The sequence below is a fragment of the Arthrobacter sp. HMSC08H08 genome (genome assembly GCF_001807575.1).
Classification (GTDB): Bacteria; Actinomycetota; Actinomycetes; order Actinomycetales; family Micrococcaceae; genus Pseudoglutamicibacter; species Pseudoglutamicibacter albus.
In genome coordinates, this window is the sequence record NZ_KV789388.1 from 1 (window position 1) to 23,165 (window position 23,165).

The following is a 23,165-nucleotide window of genomic DNA, read 5'->3' on the forward strand; positions in this document are numbered from 1 at the left end:
AAACCCAAAAACTCTAGAAATTTGAAATAACGTTAAGCTCAGCCGCGACTCGCAACAACAGATCCGAATAATCAGCGATACCCCTTGAAACAACAGGGCAGCACATGAGACACATCGGAGACACACAGGAGTTCGCGTCATACTACTTTTGGCCGACCTTAAGCTGCTTGTAACATGACTCATGCATAATTGGCCGCGCGATCACCTCTGCTTCTGTGAATGCGCTAAAGGAGAACCATGCAGAACCATGACGAGCAGATTCTCGAATCAGTAGCTGTTCGTCGGCAGCGACTCAGCCTCGCACTCTTATACGGCAACGACCGGCGCCGACGCACATTCACCTCCGGAATCAAACACATTGTGATCGGACTGATCATCGCGGCCCTCATCTGCGCCGGCTGCGTCGGCTTCTCCTTCATCTCCAACCTGTTTAAAGAACAAAACGAACGTATGAATCGCGCCTCGACACCCACCGAGACACCCATTTCAATAGAGCGCACCGTCGGCGAGGTTGCCCCATGGTGAGCACCGGATACCGCAGAGTCACTGTCTTAGCTACAGACCGCAATATAGAAATGCTCCTACCGGCAGGTGTCAGCGTTGGCGAGCTCATCCCGCAGATCCTCAGACACACCCGTGCCGGCAACAAAGCCGCCCCACAAGAGCTGACACTCACCCCGGTGGGTGGCGGTAGCCTTGCCCTCCACGAGACCCTCGCTGACGCGAAAATCACTGACGGCGCTCTCATCCGGCTAGATCGCCGCGACGAGGTCGTCCGCTCCCCGGTTGTCTACGACCTCGCAGACACCAGCGCCGAACTCACGGCGGGGCAATCTGCCACGGTGAGCTTCTCAAAATCGCGGCTACTCAGCACAGCACTTCTCGTTTTGCTCGCGGTGCCACTAGCGCTCAGCCTTCTACCGGACCCTGGTAGCGCAACATTCCTTACCTGGGGACTCACCGCAACGGTCCTTCCTCTCATCGCGATGACGGCTATCGATCACCGCTGGTGGCGCACCGACATCGAACTCACCACTGTCTCGGCAGCCCTTCTGACCCTCACAGTGTTCTTCGCCGAACCCGAGCCGTTCCTCGGGTGGATGATCGTCAACGCGTGGATCGCAGCCACACTTCTAGCCCTTGGGATCAACCACAGGGCGTGGCAAACAGCACTCATTACAGGTATTGCCTCGCTCATGACAGTGGGCGTGTGGTATCTAGGTTTCATCCTCAACCTTGGCGACATGCATCTAGGGCTCTGGATGCTCACTATCAGCGGCATCCTGGTTGGCATCATTCCCCGCATCGCCCTCATCTTGTCCGGCCTCACGCGTGCGGATGATGACCTCGCCGACGGCAAACGCCCCTACCGCAGCGACGTAGCCTCACGCGTGAGGCGCGCACACGCCGGCATGGCCATCTTGATATGGCTCATGTGCTTCACGATGCTCACAGCAGTCTTCCTGCTAGGGCCCTCCGGGAACGATCCCTGGGTCACTGCGCTCGTTTTGATCACGATCGCGTTAGTGTCCTTGCGTTCCCGCCACATGCCGTTGGTTGCAGAGAGAACCTGCATGCTGGGTTCCGCGATCGTCGGCGGTGTGTTCTGGGTGAGCTTGTCCTCCGTTTCGATACCGGCGTGGATCATGCCGTTGACGCTCGCCCTGCTGATCGTCGTGATCCTGACACAGCCGCTATGGCGTATGCCAGAGCATGTGGCCGCGGGCCTGCGTCTAACGGCCCGCCGTTTCGAAACCTTGCTGACCTTGTCTATTTTCCCTGTCCTGGTGGGCGCGTTCGGACTGTATGCGCGCCTGATCGAGTCCTTTACCGGTCAGTAGCCCGCAGGAAAGGTGAAAGGCCCGAGAATGTACTCTAAGTCCACGATGCCAGCCAATCCCTTGAGAAAGAGGAACCCGGCCCGCCCCGAGAAGAAAGCCGCGGTGCCTAGGTACACCACAACCACGCCTGGAGATTCCTGGTGGGTTCGCGCGACGCGCTCGGTCGTGAACCTGGTGGTGTCAGACCCGTTCCCGGAGGCCTACCAGCGGGCACTCAAAGGCTGCCAGACCTCGGTGCTCACGGGCCGCCGAATCGGCATCACGAGCCCCCTGGGAGGCTCCGGTGCGAGCTCAACTGTGGCTCTGTTGGGGCATCAGTTAGCGGATAGCCGCAAAGAACCCACGCTTGTGGTGGATGTGCTCAACCGTGACGGCGCCACCCTGCGTAGGCTCGGGCCACGCAACCCGCGAAAGGTGAGTGAGGACAAAGGGCTTGAGCGGCTCTCTGAACTCATGAACCAAAGGGATGTTCCCGTCCACCAGCACTTTCATACATATTCTGATGAGATCTCCCGGCACCTGCGTTTCTTGCCGTGGGGAGATAGCGACGAGCGGCTCGATGACAGAGCCCTAATGCAGAACACCTTTCAGTTCTTGTCCCAGACTGCTGCGGTTACGCTTCTTGACCTGCCGATGAGCGATCACGTGATGCACGCCTTCTATCCGGGCTTGCACGCGCTGATCGTTCCGATCCCGATGTACCCGGCTGCGGTCGATGTTGCCGAGTCCTTCTGTAACTACATTCACCATAGCTACCCGCACGTAGCGCTCGTGCCAGTCATGGTTGACAGCATCCACGCATCAAAGCGGCAAGTCAGACTCACCAAACAATCCGTGCGTCACACCAACCTGCGTTCCCACTTGCCGATCAGCCGTAAAACCAACCTGCCAGAACTGAGCTTTGACGCTCACGTCGCCACCGGTGGCCGTTTGAATATGGAGCTGCTCTCAGAACGGGAGCGCCTGCAAGTGGCCCAGCTCGGGGCAACCGTGCTCTCCGTCGCGAAAGCTACATCATGACCACACACAGCCGATCCCTGACTGCCCTGGAAGACAACGGACTGTTCCACCGCCCGGCCCGCTCCGAGCCACCCGCAGCGGAACCCGAGCTTGAGACGGTCCGCCGCCCGCCCTTGATCGAGGACGGCGGAGCCGGCAACATGGGGTTCCTCGGCCTCATCCCACTCTTGGGTATGGCTGGCTCGATGACGGTCATGATGCTGTTCCGGGGCTCCCCTTTCGCGGCGGTTGGAGCGCTCATGATGATCGTGACCGTGATCGGCGCGATCGTCATGATGACCTCGCAAAATGGTAAACAGACCCGCCGCCGCAAACAGTTGCGCGACAACTACCTTGAATACCTCGAAGAACGCCACCACGAGTTGCGTACAGCAGAAGACGAACGGCGTTCCCGAGCCCAAATAACTGACCCGCGCACCAACGCACTCGTCGAGTTGATCTTCACCCCATCGCGGCTGTGGGAGCGGCGCCGCCAACACAGCGACTACCTCAATGTTCGATGCGGCATCGGCGATGCCACGGGTGTCGAGTTCCGCCTTGAAGGTGAGGACCAGTCGTTAGAAAGCACTGACCCTCACCTCGAACAGCAACTCGATGTTCTCCAAGACCGTTTCTCCACGACCCCAGACATGCCGTTGCTGGTTCACCTGGGCGCCGACCACACGGTCTCAGTCATCGGGGATAACGAGTTCTGCGATCAAGCGATCCGCAACCTGGTCCTGCAGGCGGTTGCGCTTCACTCCCCTGAAGACCTCCAGCTCGCGTTCCTCGTGCCGACGGTTCACCGCGATAAGTGGGAGTGGGTGCGTAGGCTCCCCCACATTCTCGACCAAGACCAACCGACCGCTTTCGGCCCCGTGCCACGCATCTGCGAGACGATGCCGGAGCTGGCATCTCTGCTGCGCAGCAACATCCAGCGCCGCTACCAGGCGACCGCTGAGCTACGGCGCACACCGGCGGACTACACGGTTGTAAACCTCAACCAGCCGCGTCTGCTCATCGTCGATCTGCGGCATAGTGGTCCGGTAGAGAACTTCAGTGCAGGCACCGCAACGGACCTAGAGATGATGGGCATCACCGTCATCCACGCGCTACGCAATCAGCTCGAAGAACCCGGCGATGTGTCAGCACGCCTCGTACAAAGCAACAGGGCCGTCCACAACAACAATGTTGGGCAAGATAACGGAAGTGGACGAGGCCGCAGAGCGGGCCTGGGTAGTAAGACTGGCATAGGTAGTTGGGCTGGTCTGGGTAATTGGGCCGGGTTTAGGAACGATGCCGCAGCCAGCGAGGTGGACCTTGAGGCCGCCGCGGAAGTTGAGGTTCAGCGTCTGGACTCTGATGGTTCCGTAGCACAACGTCTCAAGGGTGTTTTGGATGATTCCGATGTTGCCTTAGCCCAGTCAATCTCCCGCGTGTTGGCCCCGCTGCGGCTCTCTCACGATTCCCTTGAGCACTCCGAGCAGCAAGCCGGTATGAAGTTCACTCAACTGCTGGGCCTCAAGGAGCTCAACGAATCGCATTTGCAGGCGGCGTGGGAGCCGAACTTCGGCCCTGACTTCCTTACCGTGCCTATCGGTTTGGATCAGCAAGGCAAGCCTGTTCGCCTGGACATCAAGGAGGCCGCCCAGCACGGTATGGGCCCGCACGGGCTGTGCGTAGGCGCAACAGGTTCGGGTAAGTCCGAGCTTCTGCGAACACTGGTGCTCGGTTTGGCTTTGACCCACTCCCCTGAACAGCTCAACCTGGTTCTGGTCGACTATAAGGGTGGTGCGACCTTCGCCCCGTTCAAGGGCATCCCGCACGTCTCCGGTATCGTCACCAACCTCGCTGACGATGTGTCGCTCGTGGACCGCATCTATGCGAGCCTTGAAGGTGAGATACTACGGCGTCAGGAACAGTTGAAAGCCGCAGGCAACATCGCCTCCATCACCGACTATCAGCGGGCACGTCGCCGCAACCGCAACCTGCCGGTCATGCCGCACCTGTTCCTCGTGATTGACGAGTTCGGTGAGCTACTGACCGCGCAACCCGATTTCATCGACTTGTTCATGTCGATCGGTCGTATTGGCCGCTCGATCGGTGTGCACCTGCTCCTCAGTTCCCAGCGCCTCGAAGCAGGCAAGCTCCGCGGCCTCGACACCTACCTGTCCTACCGGCTCGGTCTACGCACACTGTCTGAAGCTGAGTCCCGCACCGTGCTCGAAACAACGGACGCCTTCCACCTGCCGCCGCTGCCTGGCTACGGCTACCTCAAAGTGGATACAACCGTGTATGAGCAGTTCAAAGCCGGTTACGTCTCTGGCCCGCTAGCGATCGAAACCGCAGAAGATGAGGTGACCAAGGAACCCACCGTGCCCGTCGTGCTGATCGATCAGTTCTATTCACAGAACTTCATCACCATGGCCCAGGATTATGACGAGGCCGAGGACGAAGCGGAAGCCGCGAAGCCCGCCACCCAGTCGGCTGATGAGGATGCCGAAGGCCCCACCGTCTTGAGCGCATCCGTTGCCATGATGAGCAAGTACCCCGCCGTGACCGACCCCATCTGGCTTCCGCCTTTGCCGGATAAGGTCACCCTGGATCAAGCGCTCTCGATGCCGCCTGAGCCTGCCGCGATTTCTGGCCAGCTCGCCGGGGAGACATCACACAGCCTCCCGGTTCCGATCGGGATTCTGGATGACCCAGCGCACCAGTGGCAAGGGCGTTGGGAACTCGACCTAGCCCACTCGGGCGGTCACATCGCGATCCTCGGTGGGCCTTCCACCGGCAAGTCCACGCTCCTGCGCACGATCGCGCTCTCGCTGGCCTTGGAGAACTCACCGCGCGAAATAACCCTCTACGGTTTGGATCTGCGCGGCTCCAGCCTGCTCGCAATCGAGGGCCTTCCGCACACTGCCGGCGTCGCCGTGCGCACACGCCGCGAAGCGTTGCGGCGAACCCTGGAGGAAGTCACTGACCTGTTGACCGAACGCGAAGCGCTGTTCGAGTCTCTCCACATCGACTCGGTCTCCACGATGCGTGAAATGTTCGCATCCGGCCGCCACCCCGAACTCGATGTGCGCGACGTCGTGGTGTTCGTGGACGGTTGGGGTGGTTTGATCGACGAGTTCGAAGACCTCCAGGATTCGCTCTACTCTCTCCTGACCCGCGGTAGCGGCTACGGGATCCACATCATCGCTACAGCCACCCGCTGGAACGAAGTCCGGATGGCGCAGCAATCCTTCTTCGGGACCCGCCTGGAGATGCGGCTGACCGAACCATCGGACTCGATGCACGGCTCCAAGACCGCGGCGCACCTGCCTAAGAACAAGCCGGGCCGTGGCTTCAACATCGACGGACGTATCGGCCAGATCGCGCTACCACGCATCGATGACGAGCCAAGCGATGACGGCCTCACCAAGGCATTCAGGGAAGCGGTCGAGTACGTCAAACTCCACTATCGTGAACAGACCCCGCGCACCGTGCGCCTGTTGCCGACCCACATCAACGTGGACCAGCTACCGCCTTCATCAACTCCGGGGCTTTTGCGCTTTGGCGTTATGGAACGCAATCAGGCAATCCGCTATCTGGACTTCATCGGCCGCGAACCACACCTTGCGGTACTTGCGGATGAGGAAGCCGGCAAGACGAGCCTGTTGCGTCTGCTCGCCCACGAACTCATGAGCCAATACAGCTCAGAAGAGCTCGTGTTCGCGGTCTTTGATCCGCGCCGTGACCTGCAGAACGCGATCCCGGAGGAATACCTCGGCGGATACGCAGCTACCTCGATGCATGCTGAACAGCTCACCGCTGCGGTGGTCAAAGAGGTGCAGTCCCGTGTGCAAGCCGACCCGCTCGCCCAACAGAAGGCTGGCTTCGAAGGGCCGCGGATTGTGTTGCTCGTGGACGACTACGACGTCCTCACCGCAGGGGCGGCCTCACCGCTTCACGCGTTCACCCCATTCCTCGCGATGAGCACCGACATCGGCTTGCATGTGGCACTCACCCGTCGTGTCCGTGGCGCATCACGCACCATGTATGAGCCGTTCTTCGCATCACTGCGTGAAGCCGGTGCCGTGACTCTGCTCATGGACGGCGATAGCAGCGAAGGCCCGATCATCGGGCGCATCCGGCCGCGCCACTTCCCTGCCGGCCGCGGTATGCTGATCCGCCCGAACGAAGGCCCACAAACCATCCAGGTAGCTACTCTCGACGCCGAGGAAGGCAACAACTAGCCCCTGTCCGCCGAATAACTGAATAGCCCACTGGATGCTGTAATGAACCACTGGATGCTGCAAGAGGGTCGAGGTACGGCAAACGGGTTCAGGTACGCGAAGAGGGCGGTTCCTTTCGGAACCGCCCTCTTGGTTCATCTACCCCGCTAGCGTGTCTGTGCCGCGCTCGCGGGGCGGATGATTCGCTTACTTGTTGCCGGTGAGCTTCTCACGCAGTGCAGCAAGGGCTTCATCGGATGCGAGCGTGCCGCTGTCTTCGGCGTCGCTCTGGTCCTCGGAGGAGTAGGAAGCTGGAGCTGGAGCGGATGCCTGCTGTGCGCCGGCCTCTGCGTCCTTCTCGATTGCCTCTGCGACCTGCTTCTTGTGAGCCTCCCAGCGGGCCTGGGCTGCAGCGTACTGCTGCTCCCATTCTGCACGCTGAGTCTCGTAGCCCTCGAGCCATTCGTTGGTCTCTGGGTCGAAGCCCTCTGGGTACTTGTAGTTACCGGCCTCGTCGTACTCTGCGGCCATACCGTACAGAGCAGGGTCGAACTCGGTGCCCTCTGGGTCAACACCCTCGTTGGCCTGCTTGAGGGACAGCGAGATACGGCGACGCTCGAGATCGATGTCGATGACCTTGACGAAGATCTCCTGGCCCACCTGAACAACCTGCTCCGCGAGGTCAACGTGACGCTCAGCGAGCTCGGAGATGTGGACCAGACCCTCGATGCCGTCCTCAACGCGAACGAACGCGCCGAACGGAACGAGCTTGGTGACCTTACCAGGTACAACCTGACCCAGCGCGTGGGTGCGGGCGAAGGTCTGCCATGGGTCTTCCTGGGTTGCCTTGAGTGAGAGGGAAACACGCTCGCGGCTCATGTCTACCTCGAGGACCTCGACGGTAACCTTCTGGCCAACCTCGACAACCTCGGATGGGTGGTCGATGTGCTTCCAGGACAGCTCGGATACGTGAACCAGGCCGTCAACGCCGCCCAGGTCAACGAATGCGCCGAAGTTGACGATGGAGGAGACAACGCCCTCGCGAACCTGGCCCTTCTCGAGCTTGTTGAGGAACTCGGTGCGGACCGCGGACTGGGTCTCTTCAAGCCATGCGCGGCGGGAGAGAACAACGTTGTTGCGGTGCTTGTCGAGCTCGATGATCTTCGCTTCAAGCTGCTGGCCGATGTACGGAGCCAAGTCGCGGACGCGACGCATCTCAACCAAGGAAGCAGGCAGGAAGCCACGCAGGCCGATGTCGAGGATGAGACCACCCTTGACAACCTCGATGACGGTACCGGTAACGACGCCGTCTTCTTCCTTGACCTTCTCGATATCGCCCCAAGCGCGCTCGTACTGTGCGCGCTTCTTGGAAAGGATCAGACGGCCTTCCTTGTCCTCCTTCGTCAGGACAAGTGCCTCGACCGTGTCGCCAACCTCGACGACATCGCTAGGGTCTACATCGTGCTTGATAGACAGCTCGCGGGACGGGATAACACCCTCGGTCTTGTAGCCGATATCCAGCAGAACTTCGTCATGATCAACCTTGACGACTTCACCTTCAACGAGATCGCCATCGTTGAAGTACTTGATGGTTGCGTCGATAGCGGCGAGGAATTCCTCTTCCGAACCGATGTCGTTGACTGCGACCTGCGGGAGTCCGGTCTGATCCGGGTTCGTAGTGGTCATGTAGTAGGGGCTCCGTTACGGATAGTAAATCGGTCAGAACAGCCGCGAATGTTTCGCTCAAAGTGTGCTGCTCTGAAGTAGTGAACAATATGGAATTGCGCACGCGTGATGGCACGCAAAGTGCACAACTCAACCAAGTCTATGCTATGGGGATAATTCAGTCAATGAAGTATGAGCTTCTTTTACTGCTGCCACGCGGCAGGGCTCTGCCCAATGTCAAGACCCCATCATCAAGACCCTGCTCATCATGACCAGGCAACCGGAACATCAGAAGTAGGTTGTGTTAATCGGAGGCACCTTCGAGTGAAACAACAAGTGAAGCGCTTCAAGGTCGGCCTCGTCAGCCTGGGCACGCCCGCTCGCCACCAGATCAGCTACACGGCACGTACCAAGGTATAGAGCAGCCAACGCTTCCGCATCCAGGCTCAAGTGCGGCACATCCGCGCCGGAACTATCAGTAGCTTCCGACGCTTCGGTAACCCTCGTTCCATGTTCGTCCGCCTCGATCAGGAACTGCCCCTGGGCATACCCCAGAGGGTCAGAGACGTCCAGGACCACGGAGCCCTCACTGCTGAGTCCGCGGGCACGCATCGCCTCTGGAACATCGAGAACCCGCAGCCACAGGGCATCGCGCGTAACACCGTCAACCACATCGCGGCCATTGATCAACGCGACACGCAGCGCGTGATCAGCAACCACCGAATCGGCCGAAAGCTCTTCAACCAAATCCGTGGCACCTAGCGCTTGCCACAAAGCGAGCTCCGCGACAGGATCCGCGGCCATCAGCTCATGAACCTTCAACGTGAACGGGTGAGAATCCCAACCGGAGAACTCTGCGATCGCATGCCCGCGCACCTTACCGTCCGGACCGAGCGCAACCAGCGGACGCAAATCGTGGCTCTCCCCTGGCTCCGCCAAATAGTTACTGATGCCGGCGGCGCGGCGCCGCTGCGAAGAAACAGGCGCAACCTGGCCAGGTGTCCGTTTGACATAGGCCTCAGAAGACTCACGGTGAACCGCCGGCATCTCTTCCCAGGAGGGCACTACAACGCGCACACCCGAATCCTCGATCGCCTTGATCGCAGAAGCCCGCAAACGCAAACCATGCAGAACCTTGACCCGGCACGTGCCGGTATGCGCTGCAACGCCAAAACCGAAGCGTCCATAAATCACGCCCTCGGTCGCCGTGAGTGCCGCCAACGGACGCCCGGCCTCTTTAGCCCGGTCGAAAGAGGCATGCATCATCTTGGTCAACAAACCACGACGACGGTGCGAGGTCCGCACCGTCACCTCAGTGACCATATGCGTATCAACGAGGACACCTTCACGCACACACAGCTGGCCAGGGAACTCCGCGAACGTCGCAACAGGAATATCCGCATCCAGTGCGATCGAAGGCTGATTGTCGTCATGGACCATCGTCAACAGCGAACGGTCCTGACGGAAACGGTCAACCTTGCCCTGCATCTCCTCTTGCGTGCGGCGCCCGTCCAAGAACCCTAAGGCCATCGCCTCAATGAACGCCTCAGTCACCGGATCTGGGCTACCCAGGGGTCCGTCCGGGCGATGCCGAACAACCCTGAACCGCTCTTGATTCACCGCGCCACTACTCATTTCCAACTCCAGACCAACATCTGTGGATCACTATCTTCCGTGAAAGGCTCAATCTTTGCCAGGCGGCCGCTAGTGTGCTGCGGCGTGCCATGTGCGCCCGCTACCGATGTTCACATCCAACGGAACAGATAATTCCATCGCGCTGGACATGATCTCGACCACGAGCGAACGCACCTTCTCCTGCTCACCGTCCACGACCTCGAAAATCAGTTCGTCATGGACCTGCAACAGCATCTTCGATTCCAGGCCCGCGTCCTTGAACGCGGCAGGGATGCGCAGCATCGCGAGCTTGATGATGTCCGCCGCTGTGCCCTGGATCGGAGCGTTCAACGCGGCCCGTTTAGCCATCTCCCGCAGCTGACGGTTATCGCTATGCAGCTCAGGCAGGTAGCGGCGCCGTCCCAACAGGGTCGAGGTGTAGCCGTCCACGCGCGCTTGAGCCACAACCTCATCGAGATAATCACGTACCGCACCGAAACGCTTGAAATAGTCGTTCCGCAGCGTGCGGGCCTCATCAACCGAAATACCCAACTGCTGCGAAAGGCCAAACTGGCTCAACCCGTACGCCAAGCCGTAGCTCATCGCCTTGACCTTCGAACGCATCTCAGCAGACACATCCTCAGGCGCTACATCGAAGACATGTGAGCCAACAAAACGGTGCAGATCCTCGCCATCCTTGAACGCCTGGATCAACGCCTCATCCCCAGATAAATGCGCCATGATGCGCATCTCAATCTGCGAATAATCCGCCGTGAGCAGCTCCGCGCTGTCACCGCATGTGAAGATGTCGCGAATACGGCGGCCCTCTTCGGTACGCACCGGAATGTTCTGCAGGTTTGGGTTCAAGGAAGACAACCGGCCGGTAGCCGCGGCGGTCTGAGAGAACGTCGTATGGATCCGCCCATCAGCGGCAACAGTCTTCTTCAAACCTTCAACAGTCTGCCGCAGCTTAGCCACGTCTCGGTGAGCCATCAGTGCCTCGAGGAACGGATGTCCCGTCTTGACCAACAAATCCTGCAACGAGGTCGCGTCCGTCGTGTAACCGGTCTTTATCTTCTTGGTCTTAGGAAGCTCAAGTTCCTCAAACAGAACAGTCTGCAACTGCTTAGGGCTACTGAGATTCACCTCGTGCCCAATCGCGTCGAAAGCCTGTTGTTGGGCGCGGTTCATGTTCTGGGTGAAGCTATCGATCAAATCATCAAGCGACTCCAGATCCACGGCCACACCCGTGGCCTCCATGCGCGCCAGAACGCTCGCCAAAGGAACCTCGACCTGCGTCAACAGGTCTTGAGCTTCACGATCAACAAGCATGGGCTGCAACACCGAATGCAGACGCAACGTGACATCTGCACGTTCCGCCTCGCGGCCATCCACGGCCGCACCGTCCTCATCCAGGCCTAAATCAAGCTGGCCGGCATTCTGTGCCGCTGCTTCACCCAGCGTGCGCTTCAGGTGCTGCTGGGAGAGATCCTCAAGCGCATAACCACGGCGGTCCGGCTGAACCAGATACGCCGAGAGCGCGACATCATCGATCACACCCGACAACTGCAAACCACGCGCCCACAGTGCCTTCAGCATCGGCTTGAGGTCATACACAACCTTCGGCCGCTCAGCATCCGCAAGCCAGGCCGCCACCGCATCGGTAGCCTGCTCGTCCAACTGGGCAAGATCAACCTGCAACGCCTCAGCCTGCGCCGACTCTTCAGGAAGCACCGCGACCGAAAGGCTCAGAACATCCGATGCCTCACCCACCGCGTGCTCAGCCGACAGCTCAACGCGCACCGCGGCAACAGGCGCACCATCAGCGCCCGCGCCAGCAACAGATTCAAACCACGAACGAATCTGCTCAGCGTCAGTGAATGAAACAACATTCGGCAACTCAACAGCCGGGGACTCTTCCTCGCTCAAACCGCCCATCACGTCGTTCAAACGGCGGCGCAACGTATTGAACTCAAGCGAATCAAACAAGTCCTCAATGCGATCCCACTCCGGTTCACGCACACGCATGTCATCCCACGTGAGATCCACATCCAGATCCCGAACCAAAGCGTTCAGCTCACGGTTACGGCGCACATCATCCATGTGATCACGAAGACTCTGACCAACCTTGCCCTTGATCTCATCAGCATGCTCAAGGATCTTCTCAACCGAGCCATACTGATTGATCCACTTAGCCGCAGTCTTATTACCCACACGGGGAACACCCGGAAGATTATCGGCCTTCTCCCCCACCAGCGCAGCCATATCCGGGTAATTCTGCGGAAGAACCCCGTAACGGTCCTGCACCGCGGCAGCGTCCATCGGCGGGATATCCGAAATGCCGCGCATCGGATACAAAACCAGCACGTCATCGTTGATCAACTGGAACGTGTCCCTATCACCAGAGACAACCAGGACATCGAAACCATCCGCAGCGCCACGGGTCGACAACGTCGCCAGAATGTCATCAGCCTCATAGCCCTCATACGTCAACGTAGGGATGTTCATAGCGGCCATGACCTGATCGATCAACTCGATCTGGCCCGCGAACTCCGGCGGAGTCTCGGCGCGGCCACCCTTATATTCCTCATACTGTTGCGAACGGATAGTAGGCCCAGAAAGGTCAAACGCGACCGCAACATGGGTCGGTTCCCGTTGCTCAATCATTTTCAGCAACATCGAAACGAAACCGTGAACCGCGTTCGTGTATTGGCCCGTAGCAGTCGAGAAGTTCTCTGCAGGCAAAGCGAAAAACGCGCGGAACGCCATCGAATGCCCATCGATAACGAGCAAACGCGGCTTGGATTCGGACGAAGACGAAGATTTAGACGAAGAAGACTTGGCGTTGGCACTCACACATGAAAGCCTAATGCCCATGACTGACAAAAGCTCAAAACCCGAAACGGGCGGCACCAACAAGACCACCCAAGCTACCCACGAGAACCATCCGTTCGCTACCGAACTCACTGAAGCGAACATCCCGCACGTAGCGTGGGAATACCTACGCCATCATGGCCCCGGAGAACTGGTCACCAAGCTCGGGATCGTCTTCGACACCTTCACGGTCGAAGAGCTCACCGCAACCATGCCGGTTGAAACCAACACCCAGGTAGCCGGAATCCTCCACGGCGGAGCCAGCGCGGCACTCGCTGAAACCCTTGGCTCCTTCGCCGCAGCCTTGCACATCGTCGACTCAGGGCTCCAGGGGAAATCCCCCGTAGGCGTGGACCTCAACATCACCCACCACCGCGGCGGTGTTTCCGGGCGGGTGCGCGGAGTGTGCACACCAGCCCACCTCGGCCGAACCACCACGAGCCACGACATCAAAATCTATGACGAGAACAACAAACTTGTCGCGACCGCACGCATCACCAACCAGCTCATCGACCTGCGCTAAACGGTGGCACTCAAACCACACGCCGGCACGCTACGTGGCTGTGTAGATGCGTAGCTGCGCTCGTTGTGGACATGTCGGGTGTAGACGCGTTGAGGGCGGGCCACCTTGCACGGTGACCCGCCCTCAACGCTTGCGCGCGGCTAGAAGCCTAACGTTTCAGAAACCCAGCGCTTCAGAAGCCTAACGTTTCAGAACCCCAGCGCCTTATGGATCGGCGGGACGATCAACGCGATACCGAGCAGAACGATCAGCCCGGATACCGCGTAGCACGCGAAATAGCCGGCCTTGAGACGTTTCGCTTTGCTGAGGCCTTCCTCCGTTGCCGCGTCATGCAGGGACTGCAACCGCACCCCGGTCGAGAACATCAGCACCACGAACAGCGTTGAGAACACAGTCGCGACGAACACCATCAGAAACGGCATAAATTCAACAGTCATTGATCTTCTCCGCTACTTACCTTGCTTCGCTTCAGCAACATCGTGGCCCTTACTGGCTTCCTTAGCGGCGCGTTCGGCTTCACGGGCCGCCACATCGGACTCTTCCGCTGCGGCTTGGCTATCGACTGCCGCGATGAAGCTAAGCCGCGCTGATTCCTCACGGTCTTGCGCACGACGCACCTCACGCAACTCGGCTGCCGCCGCCTTCCGTGCAACCCGGTGGGCATGCGTTGCGGCACGAGCTGCACGGCGAGCCTTCCGCGCCTCAGACTTAGCCTTCGCGGCGGCGGCCTTAGCGTGCTCGTGCGCCTCGCGAGCCTCACGGCGCAATGCACGGGCAGCGCTACGGCGTTCCTTCTTGGTTGGAATGTGAACCGCGGCTGAGGAAACCTCGACGCCACGCATAGCGTTCTCGTGAGTAACCGAGTTACGTAGAGAAATCAAGAAAATCGTGAGCATCGCGGCCAGGCCCGTGATCAGAACGATCCACACACCTACCGAACCCAGGTGAGTCAACGCCGCAGCCAGACCACCGATGATGGCAGCGGCAGGCAGTGTGAAGAGCCAACCGGTCGCGATCTTGCCAGCGGTACGCCAACGGACACCTGCCCCTTTACGACCCAAACCGGAACCCACCACGGAACCGGACGCGACCTGCGTGGTCGACAACGCGAAACCTAAGTGTGATGACGCCAGGATCGCAGCACCCGTAGAAACCTCGGCAGCGAAACCCTGCGGCGGCTTGACCTCAGTTAGGCCCGTTCCCAGAGTGCGCATGATGCGCCAGCCGCCGGTATAGGTGCCTAACGCGATCGCGAAAGCACAGCTAGCGATAACCCACAGGTGAGGGCCTGTGCCGGCTTCCTGCATGTTAGCGGACACCAGAACCAGAGTGATGATACCCATCGTCTTCTGAGCGTCATTCGTGCCGTGAGCCAACGCGACAAGGGAGGAAGAGAAGATCTGACCGATCTTGAAACCGCCGCGATTCGGGGAGATGTGTTTACTGTTCCGACGCGTGATGCGGTACGCCAACCGGGTGGCGAAGAAAGCTGAAACACCTGCGATGAGCGGGGCAGCGACCGCAGGGATCAGGACCTTCTCAAAAAGCGTTCCGTAATTCACCGCTGAGAGGCCCGCACCCACGATGGCGGCACCGATGAGACCACCGAACAAAGCGTGAGAGCTAGACGACGGCAAGCCGAGTAGCCACGTCAAGAGGTTCCAGACGATCGCGCCCATCAGGCCGGCCAAAATCACCGATGGAGTGATGAGGATCCCACCGTCCGAGGAAGATTCGTTGATGATCCCCTTAGAAACCGTCATCGCGACCTCGGTGGACAGGAACGCGCCAACAAGGTTCAAGATGGCGGCCAACGTCACAGCAGCTTTCGGCTTGATCGCCCCCGTCGCAACCGGGGTGGCCATCGCGTTAGCGGTGTCGTGAAAGCCGTTCGTGAAGTCAAAGAACAACGCCAAAGCGATGACAATGACAACGAGTAAGAACGGATCCATGCGGGGCCTTCCTCTTCAAAACACTCACATAAACCGGGCATGAACATCTGTTTACCTAGAGTTCACTCCACTCCCGTGACAATGCTAGACCTTTAAGCCCGAAAGCGTGACCCCGAGGCGGAATAAGCACTGTGTGAATAGTCACGCCCGCGTAGCGGTGCGGGTTGGATGTGCATTTTCCACACGAGTGCGTATACAGTAGAACCCGCTGGTGAGAAAACCACGAGTAAACGAGTCAGAGATCCCTCGAACGGACACTCGACCCGGTACTCACATAGACACCAGCCCGAGTGGCGGAATTGGTAGACGCACTGCACTCAAAATGCAGCGATGAAAATCGTGCGGGTTCGAGTCCCGCCTCGGGCACAGATACAAAGTGGGGCGCAACAAAGGTTGCGCCCCACGTTTGGTTTTCTTGCTCTCCCGCGTTTGGTTTTCGTTTTAGCTTCTACGCGTTTTAGCTTCTACTTGGGGAATTCAAGGTCCGGGAAGCCTGGTACCGCGGCGAAGAAACTCTCGACGAGCTCGGCGGTAACACCCTCCAGCGTTGCTGGGTTCCACTGTGGGTTGCGGTCCTTATCGATAATCTGAGCGCGGATCCCTTCACGCATATCGTGGCCAGGCCGTACTAGCTCGCGCGTTTCTACCTCAGTCGCGTGCGCGCCGCCGCGGCGGTTGCCCAAGACTGCGTTCCCGCACAACCGATAGTCTTGCCGATACGTATCCGCCAGGCTCAGTTGGCGCGCACGCTCGATCGCTTCCAGTGCCGTCTTCATGCCCGTTGGGCTGTTCCGGCGCATCGCATCCAACGCTTCCCGCTCAAGCGTGCCTTGCCCAGCAGCTTCACCAGCGCCTTCAACACGCGCCTGCAAGGCCTCAAGGATGTCCTCGACAGTTTCGTGCGAGAAAGCCTCGTCGATCCAGCCGCGGGCCGCCTCCAAACGTCCCGCACCGGCGCCCTCTGCGGTGTCCCTTACTGTGCCTTCACCTGCGCTGCGCTGCCGGCCGTCCGTGTCCGGGACGGAAAGCGAGTAGCGCTCCACCGCATCGTCCACATCACCGGCGCATGTGGCCTGTTCAAGCTCCGCACGCAAGGCACCTTGCTGCGAAGCCGGAACAAACGCATCAGCAAGCCCCGCATACACCGCATCGGCACCGCAGACCTGCAGCCCAGTCAAAGACAAGAAGCGGCCCACCGCCCCAGGAGAACGCGCCAAGAAATACGCGCCACCCACATCCGGGCTGAAACCGATACCGGTCTCCGGCATCCCCAACCGGGTCGATTCGCACACAATCCGGTGCGAACCAGGAACCGAGATCCCGACTCCCCCACCCAAAACCAGGCCATCCATGAACGGAATATAGGGTTTCGGGAAACACGCGATCGCGTGATCCAAGCGATACTCCGCCGCGAAAAACTCCATCGCAACCGCCGGCTCTTCGATGGTGCCTCGATAGATCACGCGCACGTCACCGCCCGCGCACAAACCCCGCTCACCCGCGCCACGAACCAGCACGGCATGCACCGCATCGTCTGCCGCAAAAACATCCAGCGCCTGATGCATAGCCTGAACCATCTCAAGGTTCAACGCATTCACCGCGGCCGGGCGGTTGAGTGTCACAACACCCAAGGCCCCCGCACGTTCAGCGAGTACGAGCTCTGATCCGGTATCTATAGCATCTACAGCCATAGCAGCCATCAGAAGTCAATGGCCGGCAGACGTGCGTCTTGGCCTTCATTCATCCGCACAACCAGGTCCTCGGCGGCCTGCTCACGCGTACGCCACGGCTTGATCTCCTCATGGCGTTCCTCGTTCCGCTCGCCATCCTTACCGCTATGCGTGATGTCGCCCAGACGATGCACACGCAACGAGTTCGTGGATCCAGCCTTACCTGGAGGGGAACCCGATACGATCACCGCGAGCTCATCCTCTTCAGCGAGGTTGCTACCCAGCAAGTGCTCCTCGGCCTGCTGAGACATCTTGTCCGAATGATCCACAAACCCCGCCAAAACCGGGGTGATACCCCAGAACAAATTCATGTAGCGGAACGTCTGCTCACTCGAAGTGAATCCCAGAGCAGGGATCTCCGAACGCATACGCGCCAAACGGCGCGCCGAGTCACCGGTCTGCGTGAACGCCACAAGATAAGACGCATTGACCTCTTCAGCAACCTCAACCGCCGCCCTTGTCACCGCGCCACCACGCGTCCGGGGGCGCGCCGCGAGAGGCGGGATCCGTTGCAAACCGTGAGCCTCGGTCGACTTGATGATCCGCGCCATGGTCTCGATCGTTTCGATCGGATACTTACCAACCGAGGTTTCCCCCGAAAGCATCACCGCATCGGCACCATCCAAAACCGCGTTCGCACAGTCAGAGGCTTCAGCGCGCGTAGGTGTAGGCGAATCCATCATCGACTCCAAAACCTGCGTTGCCACAATCACAGGCTTAGCCCAACGGCGCGCCAGCTCGACCGCGTGCTTCTGAACCACAGGAACATCCTCAAGCGGCAACTCCACCCCGAGATCGCCGCGAGCCACCATGATCGCATCGAACGCGTCGATGATTTCCTCGATGTTATCGACAGCCTGCGGCTTCTCCAGCTTGGCGATGACCGGAACCTTCCGGCCTTCCTCCTGCATAATCCGGTGCACAGGATCGATATCGGAAGCGTTACGCACAAAAGACAAAGCGATCATGTCCACACCGGCACGCAGAGCCCACCGCAGGTCCTCTTCGTCCTTCTGCGAAAGCGCCGGTACATTCACAGCAACCCCGGGGAGGTTGATGCCCTTGTTATCAGAAACCTCACCGCCGACCTCAACCTCGGTCACAACATCGGTAGCCGTGACTTCGACCGCCCGCAGACGCACCTTGCCGTCATTGACTAACAAAATGTCACCGACATCGACGTTCTCGATAAGCCCAGCGAACGTCGTGCCACACTCGGCCTTCGAACCGGGGACATCGCGGGTAGTGATCGTGAAAGTATCGCCTTCGGCAAGCTCATGCGGGCCATCCGCGAAACGTGCAAGGCGGATTTTAGGGCCCTGCAGGTCAGCGAACACACCGAGCGGCTTATTGAGCTCTCGGGATACCTCACGCAGATTATCGAGATTATTCTGGTGGGTCGCATGATCCCCGTGGCTCATGTTCAGGCGGGCCACGTTCATACCGGCCTTGAGCGCCTTGCGAGCCATCTTCTTAGTGTTGAGCGCCGGACCGAACGTCACGACAATCTTGGCTCTCCGCACCTGGCGCTTGTTCTTCTTGCTGGCTGCACTCTTGTCAACAATCATTTTTCAACGCCCCATCGTGATGTATTTCGCGGCGCCCCAGACATGTTCGCTCATGCGTTCGTCTCATCCCGCATGCGCTAAGGTTTCGCCTGTTTATAAGCCTACAGCCCCGCGCCCGCTCAAGGGGCGGGCACGGGGCTGCAGTTGGCCTTTTGATTCAGTTCTCGTCTTTCTTATCGCCGACGCTATCGTCACCGGTGTCATCAGCTGTTGCGTCAGTATCCGCTTCCGTGTCGGTACTGGCGTTGTCGGCGTCAGTACCAGCCGTACCGGTGTCGGAGTCGGCTGTGTCGGTATCGGAGGCTCCGTTGGTCTCGGGGTCCTCAGCGCCGGTGTCCGCGGCGCCGGCTTCAACAGTGCCTGCCTTGTCAGCCTCGGACTCAGCAGTGTCTGCTGTTTCTGCTTCAACAACAGGTGCAGTGTCAGCATCCGATTCGGCTGTATCCGCGGTATCCGCAGTTTCGCTGGCGAGCTCCGCGTCAGCAGGCTCGGTCTCGTCCGGTTCGGTCTCAGCAGGTTCCGTCTCGGCAGACTCGGCGGTCTCCGCCGGTTTGTCCGGTTCAGCTACGGTTTCCGTCTCGGCTGTCTCGGCCGGCTCGACCGTCTCGGCTGGCTCTTCCGGTTCAGGCTCTTCCGCTTCAGGTTCTGCAGGTTCAGGCTCTTCTTCCACGACGTCAGTCTCTTCCGCGGTGTCCGCAGCTTCGGCTGTACCGGCCTGTTCCGTATCGGTCGCCGTTTCCAGGGCCTCAGCCTTATCTGATGCTTCAGTCTGCTCAGGTTCAGACGCTACTTCTGACGCCTCGGCACGGTCGGCATCGTCGCCATCGTCTGTATCGTCACGATCGTCCGTACCATCTGCGGTCTCGGTCGTCTCCGTGCGCTCGGGCTTATCGGCTTCAGAGGACTTCTCCTCATCGGCGACCTGAGCGACCTGAGCGGATTTCTCTTCATCCGCGGTTTCTTCGGTCTCAGCAGGCTTCTCGGCCTCCTCTAGCTTCTCAACCTCGGCAGCTTTCTCCTCCGCGTCGCCAGGCTTCTCAGCCTCGGCAGGTCTATCCGTCTCAGCAGACTTGTCCGCGGCGTCGCGTTCTTCCTCAGCAGGCTTATCGGCACCAGCGGCCGCCGCTGCGCTTGGTTCGCGGCCTGGCAGAGCCACATCGAGCTCAGGTGCGTTCTTGCCTCGCTGGTAGGCGATGACGAACGCGACGAGCGCGCCCAGGAACACGAGGATCGATACCCACACGTTGAGCCTCTGCGTGACACCGGCGATCGTGATCATCTGAGCTTCGTCGATCCGCAATGCTTCGATCCATGTGCGGCCTGCCGTATAGATCACAATGTAGAGCCACAAGAGCGCACCGCGGCGCATACGGAACAAACGGTCAAGCAGCAAGAGGATCGCAACACCGACGATGTTCCAGATGGATTCATACAGGAACGTCGGGTGAAACAGCGTGTCCGCTGGCATACCAGCCGGGAAGGTCGGTGAGTCAGCATCAATCTTGAGACCCCACGGCAGGTCAGTCGGGCTACCGAACAGCTCCTGGTTGAAGTAGTTACCCCAGCGGCCAATTGCTTGAGCCAGCAGAACCCCTGGCGCGACAGCGTCAGCGAAGGTAGAGAACCTGACACCGGCGCGGCGCGTAGCGATCCACACACCAACCGCACCGAGGGCTACCGCACCCCAAATCCCGAGGCCACCGTTGGCGATATACAGGATCTTGATGGGGTCCCCGGTGCCGTCATAATTCGGCCCAAAATACTGGTCAGGGGAAGAGAACACGTGGTACAGACGACCACCGATGATGCCGAGCGGAACCGCCCAGATCGCTACATCCCACACGAGCTCGGGATTTCCGCCGCGTGCTTCCCAACGCCGCTGCGTGAGGATCAGGGCGGCGATGATCCCCAACAAGATGCAGATCGCATACATGTGGATGGTCAACGGCCCTAGCGAAAACGACGAGAACTCTTGCGGCGGCGATGGGAGCGACGCCGGGATAGCGGTTGAAACTGCCGTGGTGATCGTCTGTGTGATCATGGGCTACCTGCCTCGTCCTGCTAGTTCCGCGGTCAACCGGCCTACGCCTTCGGGACCGTTTTCACCGAGCTCACGCACGAGCGCGGTACCGACGATCACCCCGTCTGCATATTCGCCGATCTCTTCAACGTGAGAACGCTGCGACACCCCGAGCCCAACGCACGCGGGGAGGTCACCTGCCGCACGAACCGCTTCCACAACACCCTGTGCTGCATCAGAGACGCTATCGCGGGCACCTGTCACACCCATGATGGATACGCAGTAGACGAACCCGCGGGAGGAATCCACGGTCTGTTTGACACGTTCCGGAGTGTTCGATGGCGCAGTCAGAAAGACTCGGTCAAGGCCATATTTCTCAGACGCTTCCATCCAGTCGCCTGCCTCTTCCGGGAGCAGGTCAGGGGTGATCAGGCCCGCTCCGCCGGCTTCTGCCAGGCGGCGGGCGAACTCATCGACACCCATCCGCAACACGAGGTTCCAGTAGGTCATGATCAGCACCGCAGCATCGGCCTCCGCGGTGACTTTCTGGATAATGTCGAAAACCTGCGGTACCTTGAACCCGTTCGCCAGGGACTGTGTTGTCGCGGCCTGGATGACTGGCCCGTCCATTACGGGATCCGAGTATGGCAAACCGATCTCGATGATGTCGGCACCGTTCTTAGCTGCCGCGATCGCCGCGTCGATGGTGGATTGCACGTCCGGGTAGCCTGCTGGCAGGTAGGCGATGAGCGCTGGGCGGCCTTCCTTGTGTGCCCGCGCGATCGCGTCAGCGGATGTGATTCGTGGTGCGCTCTGGCTCACGCTTGCTTGCCTTCCTCTTCCCCGTTGTTCTGCTCGTCTTTTTCCTCCAGCAGACCGAACCAGCGGGCTGCGGTTGCCACGTCTTTATCGCCGCGGCCTGACAACGTCACGACGACGATGTGCTCGGTTGGGTCTTGGCCGTTAGCTTTCGCTTCTTCAGCCATGCGCTGGCCCACTTTGATCGCGCCGGCCAGAGCGTGGCTGGATTCGATCGCTGGGAGGATGCCTTCTGTTTGCGACAGCAGGCGGAACGCTTCCATCGCCTCGCTGTCAGTGATGGCGGTGTACTGGACTCGGTGGATGTCGGCGAGGTAGGCGTGTTCTGGGCCTACCGCTGGATAGTCCAGGCCAGCTGAGACCGAGTGGGATTCGATGGTTTGGCCGTCTTCATCCTGCATGAGGTAGGTCTTCGCCCCGTGTAGGACGCCTGCCCTGCCGAGGGTGATGGTTGCCGCGTGGCGTGGCGTGTCGATGCCGTCGCCTCCGGCTTCCAGGCCGTGCAGTTCGACGTCTTTATCGTCGAGGAAAGCGTGGAAGCTTCCGATCGCGTTAGATCCGCCGCCCACGCACGCGCAGATCGCATCCGGGAGACGCCCTGCTTGTTCGATGATCTGTTCGCGGGTCTCGTTACCGATGCATTCGTGGAAGAAGCGCACCATGCTCGGGAATGGGTATGGGCCGGCCGCGGTTCCGAGCAGGTAGTGGGTGTGTTCGACGTTCGCGACCCAGTCACGCAATGCTTCGTTGATCGCGTCTTTGAGCGTGCGGGAGCCAACAGCGACCGGTATAACGGTGGCGCCGAGCAGTTTCATGCGGGCCACGTTGAGGGCTTGACGCTCGGTGTCTTCCTCGCCCATGTAGACGACGCATTCCATCCCGAACAGGGCTGCCGCTGTCGCCGTAGCTACACCGTGTTGGCCCGCACCGGTTTCAGCGATGAGGCGGTTCTTCCCCATCCGCTTGGCAAGTAGCGCCTGGCCGAGAACGTTGTTGATCTTGTGGGAGCCGGTGTGGTTGAGGTCTTCCCGTTTAAGGAAGACACGCACCCCACCTGCGTGCTCAGCGAACTGTGGCGCCTCGGTTAGAAGTGACGGGCGGTTGGCATAGTTGGCTAGCAGGTCCTGGAACTCAGCCACAAACTCTGGGTCTTGCTTTGCCGCGTTGAACGTCTCTGCAAGCTCATCGAGGGCGCGAACCAAAGACTCTGGCATCCACCGGCCACCGTAGTCACCGAAGTATGGGCCGGGTGCGTTACGTAGCGATCCGGACATGAAAGTATCTGCCATCGCGGTGTTATTGCCTTCAGAACCGCGCCCATCAGTGTCGCGCGCTTCGGTGCT

General features: G+C 59.8%; 15 protein-coding genes and 1 tRNA gene. 6 read left to right on the forward strand and 10 right to left on the reverse strand.

Annotation, left to right across the window (positions count from 1 at the left end):
- Window positions 1-237 precede the first annotated feature (237 nt).
- The 4 genes from HMPREF3175_RS10280 (at window position 238) to eccCa (ending at window position 7,078) form a co-directional block, all read left to right on the forward strand.
- On the forward strand, window positions 238-525 hold the full coding sequence (locus tag HMPREF3175_RS10280) for a hypothetical protein (RefSeq protein WP_070490869.1): 288 nt from the start codon (window positions 238-240) through the stop codon (window positions 523-525).
- Entirely contained in the window at window positions 519-1,841 is a 1,323-nt protein-coding gene (locus HMPREF3175_RS04525) for an EsaB/YukD family protein (RefSeq protein WP_083289397.1), read from the forward strand. The genes HMPREF3175_RS10280 and HMPREF3175_RS04525 overlap by 7 nt, the downstream gene beginning before the upstream one ends.
- Before the next feature lie 102 nt (window positions 1,842-1,943).
- Window positions 1,944-2,861, forward strand: coding sequence for a hypothetical protein (locus tag HMPREF3175_RS04530; protein WP_141739759.1), 918 nt, complete (start codon window positions 1,944-1,946; stop codon window positions 2,859-2,861).
- On the forward strand, window positions 2,858-7,078 hold the full coding sequence (eccCa, locus tag HMPREF3175_RS04535) for a type VII secretion protein EccCa (protein WP_070490873.1): 4,221 nt from the start codon (window positions 2,858-2,860) through the stop codon (window positions 7,076-7,078). Before HMPREF3175_RS04530 ends, eccCa begins: the two co-directional genes overlap by 4 nt.
- A gap of 186 nt (window positions 7,079-7,264) precedes the next feature.
- On the opposite strand, the gene rpsA is transcribed toward eccCa, so the two are convergent.
- The 3 genes from rpsA to polA all read right to left on the reverse strand — a co-directional run bounded on the left by rpsA (window position 7,265) and on the right by polA (window position 13,213).
- Window positions 7,265-8,743 (reverse strand): 30S ribosomal protein S1, encoded by a 1,479-nt coding sequence (gene rpsA, locus HMPREF3175_RS04540; RefSeq protein WP_070490874.1) that lies wholly within the window; start codon window positions 8,741-8,743, stop codon window positions 7,265-7,267.
- A 267-nt stretch (window positions 8,744-9,010) separates the two neighbouring features.
- The gene (locus tag HMPREF3175_RS04545; RefSeq protein WP_070490876.1) at window positions 9,011-10,276 is read right to left on the reverse strand and encodes a GNAT family N-acetyltransferase; all 1,266 of its coding nucleotides are present in this window, start codon (window positions 10,274-10,276) and stop codon (window positions 9,011-9,013) included.
- Window positions 10,277-10,426: 150 nt separating this feature from the next.
- Entirely contained in the window at window positions 10,427-13,213 is a 2,787-nt protein-coding gene (polA, locus tag HMPREF3175_RS04550) for a DNA polymerase I (protein ID WP_083289399.1), read from the reverse strand.
- On the opposite strand from polA, the gene HMPREF3175_RS04555 reads away from it, so the two are divergent.
- Window positions 13,212-13,733, forward strand: coding sequence for a hotdog fold thioesterase (locus HMPREF3175_RS04555; protein WP_035757738.1), 522 nt, complete (start codon window positions 13,212-13,214; stop codon window positions 13,731-13,733). The two genes, polA and HMPREF3175_RS04555, sit on opposite strands and share 2 nt — an antisense overlap.
- A gap of 188 nt (window positions 13,734-13,921) precedes the next feature.
- On the opposite strand, the gene HMPREF3175_RS04560 is transcribed toward HMPREF3175_RS04555, so the two are convergent.
- Window positions 13,922-14,170, reverse strand: coding sequence for a hypothetical protein (locus tag HMPREF3175_RS04560; protein WP_035757634.1), 249 nt, complete (start codon window positions 14,168-14,170; stop codon window positions 13,922-13,924).
- A gap of 12 nt (window positions 14,171-14,182) precedes the next feature.
- The gene (locus tag HMPREF3175_RS04565; RefSeq protein ID WP_083285206.1) at window positions 14,183-15,685 is read right to left on the reverse strand and encodes an inorganic phosphate transporter; all 1,503 of its coding nucleotides are present in this window, start codon (window positions 15,683-15,685) and stop codon (window positions 14,183-14,185) included.
- Between the two features lie 284 nt (window positions 15,686-15,969).
- Between HMPREF3175_RS04565 and HMPREF3175_RS04570 the strand changes: the two genes are divergently transcribed.
- A tRNA-Leu gene (locus HMPREF3175_RS04570) sits at window positions 15,970-16,051 on the forward strand.
- Between the two features lie 98 nt (window positions 16,052-16,149).
- Here the strand turns inward: HMPREF3175_RS04570 and HMPREF3175_RS04575 are convergent.
- The 5 genes from HMPREF3175_RS04575 to trpB form a co-directional block, all read right to left on the reverse strand.
- Entirely contained in the window at window positions 16,150-17,376 is a 1,227-nt protein-coding gene (locus tag HMPREF3175_RS04575) for an enoyl-CoA hydratase/isomerase family protein (RefSeq protein ID WP_070490968.1), read from the reverse strand.
- An 8-nt stretch (window positions 17,377-17,384) separates the two neighbouring features.
- Window positions 17,385-18,938 (reverse strand): pyruvate kinase, encoded by a 1,554-nt coding sequence (gene pyk / locus HMPREF3175_RS04580; protein WP_070490970.1) that lies wholly within the window; start codon window positions 18,936-18,938, stop codon window positions 17,385-17,387.
- A gap of 202 nt (window positions 18,939-19,140) precedes the next feature.
- A complete protein-coding gene (gene lgt, locus HMPREF3175_RS10630) occupies window positions 19,141-21,024 on the reverse strand; it encodes a prolipoprotein diacylglyceryl transferase (RefSeq protein ID WP_070490880.1) in 1,884 nt (627 codons plus the stop codon).
- 3 nt (window positions 21,025-21,027) lie between these two features.
- Complete coding sequence (gene trpA, locus HMPREF3175_RS04590; RefSeq protein ID WP_035757632.1) at window positions 21,028-21,825, reverse strand: tryptophan synthase subunit alpha; 798 nt, start codon at window positions 21,823-21,825, stop codon at window positions 21,028-21,030.
- Window positions 21,822-23,111: a tryptophan synthase subunit beta gene (trpB, locus tag HMPREF3175_RS04595; protein WP_070490972.1), complete on the reverse strand. Its 1,290-nt coding sequence runs from the start codon at window positions 23,109-23,111 to the stop codon at window positions 21,822-21,824. The genes trpA and trpB overlap by 4 nt, the downstream gene beginning before the upstream one ends.
- Window positions 23,112-23,165 lie beyond the last annotated feature (54 nt).